The sequence below is a fragment of the Ureibacillus manganicus DSM 26584 genome, from assembly GCF_000772945.1.
GTDB lineage: Bacteria > Bacillota > Bacilli > Bacillales_A > Planococcaceae > Ureibacillus > Ureibacillus manganicus.
Window position 1 is genome coordinate 74,451 of sequence record NZ_JPVN01000003.1, and the last position, 11,901, is coordinate 86,351.

The following is an 11,901-nucleotide window of genomic DNA, read 5'->3' on the forward strand; positions in this document are numbered from 1 at the left end:
TCCTAATAATTTTATCATATATGATTTTTACGTAAAAATAAAAAAAGCTATCCGAAATGGATAGCTTTTTATAATTTACTATTAAGCAGGTGTCACAGCTGTTTTGAATTTTGAACGTTTTAAAATGTTTGTGATGATTGGGTAGATAATAATAAATGCAACAGCATTCATTGCCACAGCCGGTAATACTACAATTGTATATAGTACATTAAAGGCTTCTGGCAGACCACCAAGTAATAAAGCTGATGAAAGGAATATAGCTCCAGAAAGAAGTGTTCCTAACCCAACAAGTACTACGCCTACACCAATGTTTTTAGCAAAATGTTTTAATGCTAGTACAACTACTAGAAAAACTAGACCAGTAATAGCTTTGTCGATAATATTTGGTACTAATCCTCCAGGAAATGTAGTAAATATACCTGATAAAACACCAGTTACTAATGATACAGTGAATGCTTCCTTAAACGTTGGGAATAAAAAGATTGCAATAAACATCATCGTTAGCATGAAGTCTGGCTTCATTCCATTACCATAGCCAGGAATAACAAAGTACAACACCGTACCTACACCGATTAGTAGTGCCATCAAAACAAGATTTTTCGTATTCAATTCTCATCTCTCCTCATTCTTTTCTAAGCTCTCTCATTTCCTAACGTGTTCTCATAACCGTTAGCGAAATATTACAATGATTTTATACTGATTAGATATATTTTGCAACCTAATTTAATAGAATAGTAATAGAAATTGAATTATAGATTTAGTTTTTCTCGAATTTGTTCTCCGAAAGATTTTAAGACTTCTTGAGTGAACTCGCTCTGTTTTGTTTCCCATTTAACTTTTAATCCATCTGTTTCATCATAACGAGGGATAAAGTGAAGGTGATAATGGAAAACCGTTTGTCCTGCAAAAGAGCCATTATTGTTAATTGTATTCATACCTTGTGGATTAAATGCAGATTTAATGGCATTTGCAATCTTAGGTGCAGCTGCGTATAAGTTTCTTGCAACTTCCTCTGGCATTTCAAATAGGTCTTTTACATGTTGTTTTGGAACTAATAATGTATGTCCTTTTGTTAAAGGTGCAACATCCATAAAAGCATACACATGATCATCTTCATAAATTTTTGTACTTGGAATGGAACCATCTACGATTTTACAAAAAATACAATCTGACATAAAAAACATCCTTTCATGACAAGTTTTGTATTCATTTTAGCATATTAAAACTGATTCCATTCACAATTTTTGCTAAACTGTAAATAAGAATAGGAGTGACGCGTAAATGGCAGTGTTAGAACTAATCAATGTAACTGGCGGATATACACGAAAACCAGTCATTAAAGATTTGAATTTTACAATTAGTCAAGGGGAACTTGTAGGATTAATTGGCCTAAACGGGGCAGGGAAAAGTACTACGATTAAACATATTATCGGTACACTAATCCCTCAACAAGGTGAAATTAAAATTAACGATATCACTTTAAAACAGGATATCGATAAGTATCGTTCCTCTTTTTCATACATTCCAGAAACACCTGTTTTATACGATGAATTGACGTTAAAAGAGCACCTTGAACTAACTGCCATGGCTTATGGAATTGATGAAAAAACGATGAAAGAAAGAGCAAGTCGATTACTCAGTGAGTTTCGAATGGAAAAAAGACTAAATTGGTTCCCTTCCCATTTTTCAAAAGGGATGAGACAGAAGGTAATGATAATGTGTGCCTTTTTAGTCAATCCACATCTTTATATTATAGATGAGCCATTTGTTGGGCTTGACCCACTTGGAATTCAATCTTTACTTGATCAAATGGATGAAAAGAAAAAGGAAGGCGCTTCTGTATTAATGTCGACGCATATTTTATCGACAGCAGAAAAACATTGTGATCGTATTATCTTACTTCACGATGGACGTGTACGTGCACAAGGAACAATGAACGATTTAAGACAAGCCTTTAATATGCCTAATGCGACCCTTGATGATTTATACATTGCCATGACAAAGGAGCAGGACAATGAATAATTTGTCACAAGTATGGTCGAAACGGTTTAATCATTATCTAACTGAAGTTCAAAAATATATGCGATTTGTGTTTACGGGGCATTTGGCAATTGTATTAGTCTTTGTCATAGGGGCAGTAGGTTATCAATATAGTGAATGGCTAACAGTAGTAGAATCAAGTTTTCCAGCAGAATGGTTAGTGGCAGGGATTGTTGGTTTTGTACTAAGTTTTAGTCGACCAACTACTTTGTTAAAAGAACCTGACCAAGTATATCTTTTGCCATTGGAAACAAAAATGGCTTTTTACTTTAAAAAAGTACTTCAATGGACTTTCTTTTCGCAAGCTGGGTTAGTAGCAGTTATTTATATCATCGGGATTCCGTTATTAAATGAAGTTACTGAACTTTCATCGACAAAGATCTGGTTAGGGTTATTTCTAGTAATCACGCTAAAACTTTTAAATGTACATGTTGAGTTCAATTTCAGATATGCATTAAGAGGGAAATGGGTTTTATTTGATCGGTTAATCCGGATTATTTTTTCAATTTTAGCTATTCAAACATTATTAACAGATAACTACTTATTAGCAGTTATTTTTGTTTTATTGTTGTTCTTCTACAATTTTATATGGAAGAAAAGTGAGAATGAGCAACCGATTCCATATGAGCATTTTGTTAAATTAGAGCAAAATCGAATGATGGCCTTTTATCGATTTGCGAATTACTTTACAGATGTCCCTCATCTAAGAGGCGGAATTCACAGAAGAGCATGGCTAAATTTTATATACACGCTAGTTCCATATACAAAAAACAATACGCAGGGCTATTTAGTATTCCGAACTTTTATAAGAACAGATGATCACTTTTATCTGTGGGTAAGACTGACAGCAATATCAGCGATTATTGCCGCCTTTGTGAATATACCAGCTGTAATTTTAATAGTAGCAGCGGCACTTTCATTTGCAACGACGATTCAATTGAAATATGCTCTATTGTCTTCAAAAGAATTTCGGATGGACTTGCTATTTCCAGTAGATTCAAACTTACGAACAAAGGCTGTTCAAAAGTTAATCCGCACAATGGTTTTCTTACAGGCTATTGTGATACTAATATGTTCTATTGGACAACCGTTATTCTATTTGCCGCCAATTGTCGTATTACTTATCAGTGAGCTTACTTATTATCTAACGAAAAACCCTGCTAAACATCTATATTAAATACACTAACCCAATCTTAGGGAATCCTTAAGGTTGGGTTTTTCTGTTTTATTTGGGATGGATATTGGAAGTGCCTAAAAATTTAAATAACCAATTCTTCTAGAAATAGTAGCAGCTTCATCTAGTAATAAATTTAAATAATATTTAATTTTCTCATCATTAAATCTACCCGATTGTCCTACAAGATTAATTGCGGCAATAACATTTCCTTTATAATTTTTTATAGGTACAGCAATAGAAGTAATTTGATCCCGAGATTCTCCCCTTGCAATTCCATATCCTAACGATTTAACTTTTTCAAGTTCCTTTAGTAGAACCTGTGGATCAGTGATTGTTTTATCAGTTACACGTTCAAGTGGTTTTTGTAATATGCGATTTAAAACATCCGGTTCACTATATGCTAATAACACTTTTCCCGTACCTGTACAATGAATATAATTGTGATGCCCAATATGGGACTTTATACCGTGAGAGGGTGAAAACTCAACTTTGTTTAGATATACAATATTCTCGTTTTCTAAAACTGCTAAGTGTGAGGTTTCGCCAGTTTTTTTAGTAAGTTCAATTAGACTATTATGAGATTCTTCATATATATCTAAATGGTGTAAGTAAATCGAATTTAGCTCAACAACTGATAGCCCTAATTCATATTTAGAAGAACTTCTAGCCTTTTTAACAAAGCCTTCAGTAGCAAGTGTCTGTAAAATTCGATGAACACTACTTTTGCTAATTCCTAATTCCCTCGATATTTCTAAAACACCTTTTTGATTATTCTCCATTGTAAAAGAACGTAGAATCCGTAGTGCATTTTTTACTGAGGATAATTCACTATTTTTCATCTTATCTTCCATTAAATCAACCTTTCTATTTTTAATCCCTTAATGAATTAAATTGTAGAACTCTATAAATTTATTATTTAAATAATAGTTTATTATAAATCACGCGTTAAAAACAATTCGGAAAAATTTGAATTTTAAATTAAAAATATTCACTTCGTCCCTCTATGTGGGAAAAACGCGTTGTATAACAATAGCTTTAATGTAAAATAAGCATAATAATTCAATTTATAGAATTTTCAAAATAATAAAAAGGAGGGCAACTATGGTCAATGAAATTTTGAAATCTAGTGATGAAGTAAGTACAAATCAATCACAAATAACAATAACCAATCTATACAAAACATTTGAACGAGACGGAAAAGAAAAAGAAGTATTACGAGATATCAACTTAAACTTTAAAAAAGGAGAGTTTATTTCCTTATTAGGACCAAGTGGTTGTGGAAAATCCACACTCTTAAAGTTAATTGGTGGTTTAATAACTAAATCTACTGGTTCAATTCAAATTGATAGCCAAGAAGTTAAAGATCCAATTTCAAAAGTGGGTTTTATGTTTCAGAAAGCTGTATTACTACCGTGGAGAACAGTAGAACAAAATCTTATATTGCCTATTGAATTGGCTAAAGGAAATATAGCTGAAGCAAAATTGAGAATTAAAGATTTGCTTTCTTTAGTTGGCCTCGAGGGGTATGAACATTACTATCCTAATGAACTATCCGGTGGAATGCAACAGCGTATATCATTGGCAAGGACTTTGATGACAAACCCTGATATTTTACTATTAGATGAACCTTTTGGTGCTCTGGATGAATTTACACGGGAAAATTTAAACTTTTCTTTAATGGATATAGCAGAAAAAAGCGGAAAGACAGTTGTTCTAGTTACACATAGTATTAGCGAAGCTGTTTTAATGTCAGATCGAATAATAGTTATGGGTATTAATCCCGGTCATATTTTAGAAGATATGAAGATTGATTTCCAAAAACCACGAACGGATAAAATCATTGCAACTGAAAAATACGCACAGTATATGTTGCATATACGTGACTTGTTAGGAGTTGGTAGATAATGAAAGCGATTACTACAAGTGAACAAGAGATTAAAATTCCAAAACCAAAGATTATAAGAATAGAATACTTGCTCTCCTTATTATTGCTAGTCTTTATTTTAGTTCTATGGGAAGTTTTATCTCGCTTCAAAATTGTACACGAGCTAATACTACCAGGGCCAATGGTTGTAATAGGCTCCATGTTTGAACTACTCGCTGCACCATTTTTTTACTCGAACTTAGGGGTAACTTTGTTCGAAACATTAGCCGGATTTGCTCTTGGATCTATTTTTTCGATTGTTTTAGCTTTAATTGTCGTATCAGTGCCAATTTTATATAAAGTATTAAATCCATTTATTATAATCCTTCAGGCAGTTCCTAAAGTTGCTTTAGCTCCAATCTTTGTAACATGGTTTGGATTTGGTCTGACTGCAAAGATTGTAATGGCTATTGCTATTTGTTTCTTCCCAACTTTCATCAATACAGTTGTTGGTTTAAAGTCCGTGGACGAAGATAGTAAGTTATTGTTTCAATCCATGGTTGCTAGTAAAAAAGATTTGTTTCTTAAACTGTCACTGCCGACTGCCCTACCGTACATCTTTGCTGGATTAAAAGCCTCTTTAACATTTGCTTTAATTGGTGCAATCGTTGGTGAGTTTATGGGTGCTGATAAAGGAATTGGAATGTTAATTAACACATTCAACTTCCAATTAGAAATGGATAAAGTGTATGCGTTGATTATTATTCTATCTATAATCGCTCTTTTACTCTATTTGTTCATTGAATGGTTAGATAAGAAAATCGTCTTCTGGACAGATAATAAATAAGTTATTTCAAGGTAAGAAAAAATTTAAAAAAATTAGAGCGGGGGAAATTAATATGAAAAAGTTTTTACTTTTGGTTTTTAGTGTTGTGTTTCTATTAGCTGCTTGTGGAAATTCTGGGGAATCAACTGGACAAGGTAGTACTAAATCAGGGGATCTAACTAAAATTCAAGTAATACTAGCAGCAGAAGGTACCCCTATGTACTATGCATACGTTGCAAAAGAAAAAGGATTTTTTGAAGCAGAAGGGTTAGATGTTGAATTAGTATCAGGTAAAGGTGGTAGTTATGTAGTACAACAAGTCGGTGCTGGGACAGTTAATATAGGAATCACTGCAGTATCTGCATTGGTTACCGCATGGGATAAAGCAATTGATATTCGATCTGTCTACCAAATCAATGTAACAAATTTATTCGATTTAATTGTAACTGAAGAGTCTGGAATTAAGAGCGTCGAAGAATTGAAAGGGAAAATTGTAGGTGTAACTGACTTAGGTGGTGGTGAGGTGCCGATGGTTAAATCAATCTTGGCACATGCGGGTCTTACTGCTGATACAGACGTTACATTACGTGCAATTGGTTCAGAGGCACCATCAATATTAGCAGCATTTGAAAAAGGAACGATTGATGCATATAGTGGTGGCGCACACGATTTAGTCAGTCTTTATGGTCAAGACAACTTCAAATCCACTTCTTTAATACCAGAAGAGTTTAAAACCCTTCCGTCTACAGGAATTATTGTGAATGGAAAGTACCTAGATTCTAATCCAGAGGTTGTAACTAAATTTGCAAGAGCTATCGCAAAAGCTACAGATTTCTCTATTAACAATTACGATCAAACCTTTGAAATCATGAAAAAGGTATTCCCTGAGCAATATATGGATGAAAAAATTGCAAATATGTTCCTTACAACATTTATCGGATTATCTACACCTATCGAACCTGAAAAAGGATATGGCTACATTTACGAGGACGCGTGGCAACTTATGGTTGATCAGTTTAAGGGAGACGTCATTAGTAATGACATCAATATAAAAGACTATTTAGACTCATCACTATTACAGGAGATTAATAACTTCAAAAATTAAAAATGTTTAACTTTATGATTTACAGGTTGGAAAGTTAAGGGGATGAACTGAAAGGTTAACTTTACAACCAATTTAAATAAATAATAAAAAACAAAGGGGATATGAAAATGAGTTTATATGATGTTGCTCAACTTGCACACGTGGAGCTTTATACACCGAAGCTTCAAGAATCAGTGGAGTTCTTTACAAAAATTTTAGGTTTACAAATTACAGAAGCGACAAACGATTCAGTTTATCTTCGTGCGTACGAGGATTTCTATCACCATTCTTTAAAATTAACAGCAGGTCCTGAAGCTGGTTTGGGACATGTCGCATGGCGTGCAAGCTCAAAAGAGGCGTTAGAACGTCGTGTGAAAGAGTTAGAAGCAAGCGGGCAAGGGAAAGGGTGGATTGATGGCGACTTAGGTCATGGACGTGCTTATCAATTTACAACACCAGATGGGCACCTTCATGAAATCCTCTGGGAAGTGGAATATTACCAAGCACCAGAAGATCAAAAAACTCTGTTGAAAAGCCGCCCACAAAAACGTCCAACACAAGGTATTCCAGCACGTCGCTTAGATCATGTGAACTTAATGGTTAGTGAAGTAACGCCAAACAAAGAGTTTATGGCAAATCAATTAGGCTTCAAACTTCGCGAGCGTATTACGATTAATGAAGAAGAAATTGGCGCATGGATGAGTGTTAGTCCACTGGTGCATGAAATAGCTTTAATGAAAGACCAAACAGGTCAAAAAGGTCGCTTCCATCATATTGCTTTTTGGTATGGCTACCCACAACATTTAATGGATGTTGCAGATTTATTAGTCGAAAACGGCATTAAAATTGAAGCTGGCCCTGGTAAACATGGTGTCAGCCAAGCTTACTTTATGTATATATTTGAGCCAGGCGGAAACCGTGTAGAGTTATTCGGCGATTCTGGTTACTTAATCTTTGATCCAGATTGGAAAACGATTACATGGACTGAAAAAGATTTACAAGAAGCAATTATTTGGTACGGCTCTCCACTTCCAGAAGAGTATTTCTTATATGGAACACCTGATCGCAAAGTAGGAGCATTAGTAAAATAGAATATTCTTTTAACTATTTTAAATAAGCCTCCCACATTCTGAGGTGAGGCTTTCCACCATTTTTCAACCTATAACAGCACCTAAAAAGGAGGTAGACATATGAATGAGGGAGCTATTGCGCAAGCGTTACTAGATTCATATAGTACCAAACAGCCCATCTCACCATTAACGACACTTTACCCGTTGATTTCGGTAGATGAAGCATATCGTATTCAGCTTGCACAAATTGAAAAGCGAATCGCAGATGGGGATGTAATTGTCGGTAAAAAAATAGGTTTAACAAGTAAAGTAATGCAGCAAATGTTTAATGTTTCAGAGCCGGATTATGGTCATATTTTAGCATCAATGGTATTAGCAGATGGTGATGAAATCTCAGTTGACCAAATGATCCAACCTAAAATTGAGTTTGAGATTGCATTTGTATTAAAAGAGGATGTACAAGGTACAAATGTTACTGAAGAACAAATAATTGCTGCTACAGATTATATTGTGCCAGCATTCGAAATTATCGATAGTCGAATTGAAGATTGGAAAATTCGATTTGAAGATACAGTTGCGGACAATGGCTCATCAGCTTATGCAATTTTAGGAGGTAAACCGACAAGCTTAGAGGATGTTGATTTAGAGACATTGGGCATGAACGTGTTGAAAAACGGTCACTTTATCGATCATGCTACAGGTGCGGCAGTAATGGGAAATCCAGTCCGTGCAGTAGTTTGGCTCGCAAATGCCCTTGGAAAATACAATATCGGACTTAAAAAAGGAGAGTTTGTATTATCTGGTGCATTGACAGCTGCTATAACAGTAAACCCGGGTGATACCTTTACTGCTGATTTTGCTCATCTAGGGACGATTCAAGTCACATTTAAGGAGGACTGCCAAGAATGAAAAAATTAAAAGTAGCGATTATCGGTTCGGGTAATATTGGTACCGACCTAATGTATAAGATTGAACGCTGTGAGCACTTAGAAATGAGCTTAATGGTCGGAATAGATCCTGATTCGGAGGGATTAAAACGAGCAAAATCACGAGGCTATTTAGCAATTGATAATGGTATTGAAGGTTTGTTAGAACACCACGAAAAGTTTGATATCGCATTCGATGCAACAACAGCGAAAGCGCACAAAGAGCATACAGAAAAAGTAGAAGCATTAGGAAAACGAATGATTGACTTAACACCTGCAGCTATTGGCCCGTTTGTCATACCAGCAGCAAATTTATCGGAACATTTAGATAAAGGGAATGTCAACATGGTAACTTGTGGTGGTCAGGCAACAATTCCAATCGTTCACGCCATTAATAGTGTTGTGCCACTTGAGTACGCAGAAATTGTAGCGACAGTTGCAAGTAAGTCAGCTGGTCCAGGAACACGAGCGAATATAGATGAATTTACTCGTACTACTGCGCGTGCGATTGAGAAAATTGGTGGTGCAAAAAAAGGTAAAGCAATCATCATTTTAAATCCTGCGGAACCTCCTATCATGATGCGCGATACGATAAATGTTTTAACGACGGAAGAAGGTAATAAAGAAGAAATTATTGAAGCAATTCAAAATGTTATTAAAAAGGTACAGGAGTATGTACCAGGCTACCATTTAAAAAGCGAACCAATTTTTGATGGTAAGCGTGTAAGTGTGACTGTCGAAGTTGAGGGTGCTGGTGATTTCTTCCCACCTTACTCAGGCAACTTAGACATAATGACGGCTGCAGCTGCAAAGGTAGCAGAGGAAATAGCAAAATCGTCAATTGTAACTGCATAAGGGAGGAGAATGGGTATGAAAAATAAGATAACAATGTTAGATGTTACTTTACGAGATGGTAGTCACTCAATGCGACATGCATTTACAGAACAACAAGTACGTGATGTAGCACGTGGTTTAGGAAAAGCGGGTGTTCCGTATTTTGAAGTATCACATGGAGACGGATTAGGTGGATCTTCATTACAATACGGCTTTTCTAAAGTAGATGAACTTAAATTAATTGCTGCTGCTCGTGAAGAAGCAGGAGACTCAAAAATCTCTGTTCTAATTTTACCGGGGATTGGAATACATGAAGATTTAGTAAATGCTGCAAATGCGGGTGCAAGTATGGCCCGTGTTGCAACACATATAACAGAAGCAGATGTAGCAAAACAACATATTGAGTTAAGTAGAAATTTAGGATTAGAGACTGTTGGATTTTTAATGATGGCACATATGGCACCAACCTCTGTATTAGTGGAGCAAGCAAAAAAATTCGAAAGCTATGGCGCTGAAATTGTCTATGTGACAGATTCTGCCGGGGCATTACTGCCACACGAAGTATCAGAAAAAGTGAGGGCATTACGTGAAAATGTAGGCTGTAAAGTGGGCTTCCATGCACATAACAACCTATCACTATCAATGGCAAACACAATTGCTGCTGTTGAGGCAGGTGCTCAGTTTGTGGATGGTAGCTTGCGTTGCTTGGGTGCTGGTAGTGGCAATACACAAACTGAAGTAATGGCCGCTGTATTTGATCGTTTAGGTTACAAAACAGGTGTGGATCTATTTAACATTATAGATGTAGCAAACGATGTGGTTGCTAAGTTTATGCCTCGACCACAGGAAATTACAGGATCAAGTCTTTTCATGGGTTATGCAGGTGTATATTCGAGTTTCTTACTATTTACACAAGAAGCCGCAGAACGATATGGCGTAGACGAACGTGAAATATTAATTCGTCTTGGAAAAATGAAAGCGGTAGGTGGCCAAGAAGATTTAATCGTTGAGGTAGCCCAACAAATTGCGAACGAACAGGCAGTAGCAAAATAAGGGAGGAACAGCGATGTTAAAGGTAGACGTGCAAGAAGAAATTTCAAACATACTGTTTCATGCAGAGAAAAATCGTACAGATATCAAAAAGTTCGTTGACCAATATCCAGAGCTTACGATTGATGTAGCCTATACAATACAGGAACGATTAATCGAAAAAAAATGTTTTGAAGAAAAGACAGAAATCTCAGGATGGAAACTTGGTTTAACAAGTAAAGCAAAACAAAGAATGATGGGGGTTCATGAACCTTCTTACGGTGTTTTGCTTCAAAATATGGAGTTACATCCAGGCGAACCAATCTCTATTGCTCCTTTTATCCATGCAAAAATTGAACCTGAAATTGCATTCGTGATGAAGAAAGACTTAGGAGGTCCTGTTGTAACAGTAGCAGATGTACTGGATGCAACAGATTATGTAATTGCGGCAATGGAGATTATTGATAGTCGTTATGAAAACTTTAATTTTACATTGCCAGATGTTATTGCGGATAATTCTTCTTCCTCAAGATATATTTTAGGGACGAAAAAGCATTCGGTAAAAGATATAGATTTAGAGCGAATGGGCTGTGTATTCAAAAAGAACGGCCAAGTTTGTGCTACGACAACGGCTGCCTCAATTATGGGAAATCCAGCACGTGCAATAACTTGGATGGCCAATAAATTAATCTCGCGAGGTAAAAAAGTTCAAGCAGGTGAAATTATTCTGAGTGGTGCTCTAACTGGGGCTGAAACACTTCAGAAAGATGATACATTTTTAGTACGTTTCGATGGATTAGACGGTTTTGAAGTTACTTTTACAGAATAGGAGGTTTCAAGCATGCCATTTTTACACGTAACAATTGTTGAGGGGCGTACTGAAGAAATGAAGGAAGATTTAATTTTAGAATTAACCAACACAGTGAATAGAGTGCTTGATGCTCCTCTTGAAAATATTCGTGTATGTATAAATGAAGTTCCTGCCTCTCATTGGGGAATCGCGGGTAAGTCTATAAAAAAACGTCGAGAAGAAGACGTAAAGAGGTGACGG

Annotated in this window: 14 protein-coding genes; 11 read left to right on the forward strand and 3 right to left on the reverse strand. The window is 35.8% G+C overall.

Annotation, left to right across the window (positions count from 1 at the left end):
• Window positions 1-81: 81 nt before the first annotated feature.
• Both CD29_RS03070 and CD29_RS03075 read right to left on the reverse strand, forming a co-directional pair.
• Window positions 82-609: a tryptophan transporter gene (locus CD29_RS03070; protein ID WP_036182728.1), complete on the reverse strand. Its 528-nt coding sequence runs from the start codon at window positions 607-609 to the stop codon at window positions 82-84.
• A 140-nt stretch (window positions 610-749) separates the two neighbouring features.
• On the reverse strand, window positions 750-1,175 hold the full coding sequence (locus CD29_RS03075) for an HIT family protein (protein ID WP_036182730.1): 426 nt from the start codon (window positions 1,173-1,175) through the stop codon (window positions 750-752).
• Window positions 1,176-1,281: 106 nt separating this feature from the next.
• Between CD29_RS03075 and CD29_RS03080 the strand changes: the two genes are divergently transcribed.
• On the forward strand, window positions 1,282-2,022 hold the full coding sequence (locus tag CD29_RS03080; RefSeq protein WP_036182732.1) for an ABC transporter ATP-binding protein: 741 nt from the start codon (window positions 1,282-1,284) through the stop codon (window positions 2,020-2,022).
• Window positions 2,015-3,217, forward strand: a complete 1,203-nt coding sequence (locus CD29_RS03085; protein WP_036182735.1) for an ABC transporter permease — start codon at window positions 2,015-2,017, stop codon at window positions 3,215-3,217. The genes CD29_RS03080 and CD29_RS03085 overlap by 8 nt, the downstream gene beginning before the upstream one ends.
• 74 nt (window positions 3,218-3,291) lie before the next feature.
• On the opposite strand, the gene CD29_RS03090 is transcribed toward CD29_RS03085, so the two are convergent.
• Complete coding sequence (locus CD29_RS03090; RefSeq protein ID WP_036182737.1) at window positions 3,292-4,068, reverse strand: IclR family transcriptional regulator; 777 nt, start codon at window positions 4,066-4,068, stop codon at window positions 3,292-3,294.
• 250 nt (window positions 4,069-4,318) lie between these two features.
• Here CD29_RS03090 and CD29_RS03095 point away from each other — a divergent pair, with 250 nt between their 5' ends.
• The 9 genes from CD29_RS03095 to CD29_RS03135 all read left to right on the forward strand — a co-directional run bounded on the left by CD29_RS03095 (window position 4,319) and on the right by CD29_RS03135 (window position 11,898).
• A complete protein-coding gene (locus CD29_RS03095; protein ID WP_052123974.1) occupies window positions 4,319-5,122 on the forward strand; it encodes an ABC transporter ATP-binding protein in 804 nt (267 codons plus the stop codon).
• Complete coding sequence (locus CD29_RS03100) at window positions 5,122-5,928, forward strand: ABC transporter permease (RefSeq protein WP_052123975.1); 807 nt, start codon at window positions 5,122-5,124, stop codon at window positions 5,926-5,928. Before CD29_RS03095 ends, CD29_RS03100 begins: the two co-directional genes overlap by 1 nt.
• 52 nt (window positions 5,929-5,980) lie before the next feature.
• Complete coding sequence (locus tag CD29_RS03105) at window positions 5,981-7,012, forward strand: ABC transporter substrate-binding protein (RefSeq protein WP_036182739.1); 1,032 nt, start codon at window positions 5,981-5,983, stop codon at window positions 7,010-7,012.
• Between the two features lie 107 nt (window positions 7,013-7,119).
• Window positions 7,120-8,082: a catechol 2,3-dioxygenase gene (locus CD29_RS03110; RefSeq protein ID WP_197061730.1), complete on the forward strand. Its 963-nt coding sequence runs from the start codon at window positions 7,120-7,122 to the stop codon at window positions 8,080-8,082.
• 99 nt (window positions 8,083-8,181) lie between these two features.
• The gene (locus CD29_RS03115) at window positions 8,182-8,970 is read left to right on the forward strand and encodes a 2-keto-4-pentenoate hydratase (protein ID WP_036182743.1); all 789 of its coding nucleotides are present in this window, start codon (window positions 8,182-8,184) and stop codon (window positions 8,968-8,970) included.
• A complete protein-coding gene (locus CD29_RS03120; protein WP_036182745.1) occupies window positions 8,967-9,842 on the forward strand; it encodes an acetaldehyde dehydrogenase (acetylating) in 876 nt (291 codons plus the stop codon). Before CD29_RS03115 ends, CD29_RS03120 begins: the two co-directional genes overlap by 4 nt.
• Before the next feature lie 9 nt (window positions 9,843-9,851).
• Window positions 9,852-10,874: a 4-hydroxy-2-oxovalerate aldolase gene (gene dmpG, locus CD29_RS03125; RefSeq protein WP_036182747.1), complete on the forward strand. Its 1,023-nt coding sequence runs from the start codon at window positions 9,852-9,854 to the stop codon at window positions 10,872-10,874.
• Between the two features lie 13 nt (window positions 10,875-10,887).
• The gene (locus tag CD29_RS03130) at window positions 10,888-11,679 is read left to right on the forward strand and encodes a 2-keto-4-pentenoate hydratase (protein WP_036182749.1); all 792 of its coding nucleotides are present in this window, start codon (window positions 10,888-10,890) and stop codon (window positions 11,677-11,679) included.
• A gap of 12 nt (window positions 11,680-11,691) precedes the next feature.
• Complete coding sequence (locus CD29_RS03135) at window positions 11,692-11,898, forward strand: 4-oxalocrotonate tautomerase (protein WP_036182751.1); 207 nt, start codon at window positions 11,692-11,694, stop codon at window positions 11,896-11,898.
• Window positions 11,899-11,901: the final 3 nt, after the last annotated feature.

What these genes read in the sequence shown, in the direction of transcription:
- CD29_RS03095 (WP_052123974.1), top strand. Translation starts at nt 4,319, where the DNA reads ATGGTCAATGAAATTTTGAAATCTAGTGATGAAGTAAGTACAAATCAA.
- CD29_RS03110 (WP_197061730.1), top strand. Translation starts at nt 7,120, where the DNA reads ATGAGTTTATATGATGTTGCTCAACTTGCACACGTGGAGCTTTATACA.
- CD29_RS03105 (WP_036182739.1), top strand. Translation starts at nt 5,981, where the DNA reads ATGAAAAAGTTTTTACTTTTGGTTTTTAGTGTTGTGTTTCTATTAGCT.
- CD29_RS03090 (WP_036182737.1), bottom strand. Translation starts at nt 4,068, where the DNA reads ATGGAAGATAAGATGAAAAATAGTGAATTATCCTCAGTAAAAAATGCA.
- dmpG (WP_036182747.1), top strand. Translation starts at nt 9,852, where the DNA reads ATGGGTATGAAAAATAAGATAACAATGTTAGATGTTACTTTACGAGAT.
- CD29_RS03135 (WP_036182751.1), top strand. Translation starts at nt 11,692, where the DNA reads ATGCCATTTTTACACGTAACAATTGTTGAGGGGCGTACTGAAGAAATG.
- CD29_RS03075 (WP_036182730.1), bottom strand. Translation starts at nt 1,175, where the DNA reads ATGTCAGATTGTATTTTTTGTAAAATCGTAGATGGTTCCATTCCAAGT.
- CD29_RS03120 (WP_036182745.1), top strand. Translation starts at nt 8,967, where the DNA reads ATGAAAAAATTAAAAGTAGCGATTATCGGTTCGGGTAATATTGGTACC.
- CD29_RS03115 (WP_036182743.1), top strand. Translation starts at nt 8,182, where the DNA reads ATGAATGAGGGAGCTATTGCGCAAGCGTTACTAGATTCATATAGTACC.
- CD29_RS03130 (WP_036182749.1), top strand. Translation starts at nt 10,888, where the DNA reads ATGTTAAAGGTAGACGTGCAAGAAGAAATTTCAAACATACTGTTTCAT.
- CD29_RS03080 (WP_036182732.1), top strand. Translation starts at nt 1,282, where the DNA reads ATGGCAGTGTTAGAACTAATCAATGTAACTGGCGGATATACACGAAAA.
- CD29_RS03100 (WP_052123975.1), top strand. Translation starts at nt 5,122, where the DNA reads ATGAAAGCGATTACTACAAGTGAACAAGAGATTAAAATTCCAAAACCA.
- CD29_RS03085 (WP_036182735.1), top strand. Translation starts at nt 2,015, where the DNA reads ATGAATAATTTGTCACAAGTATGGTCGAAACGGTTTAATCATTATCTA.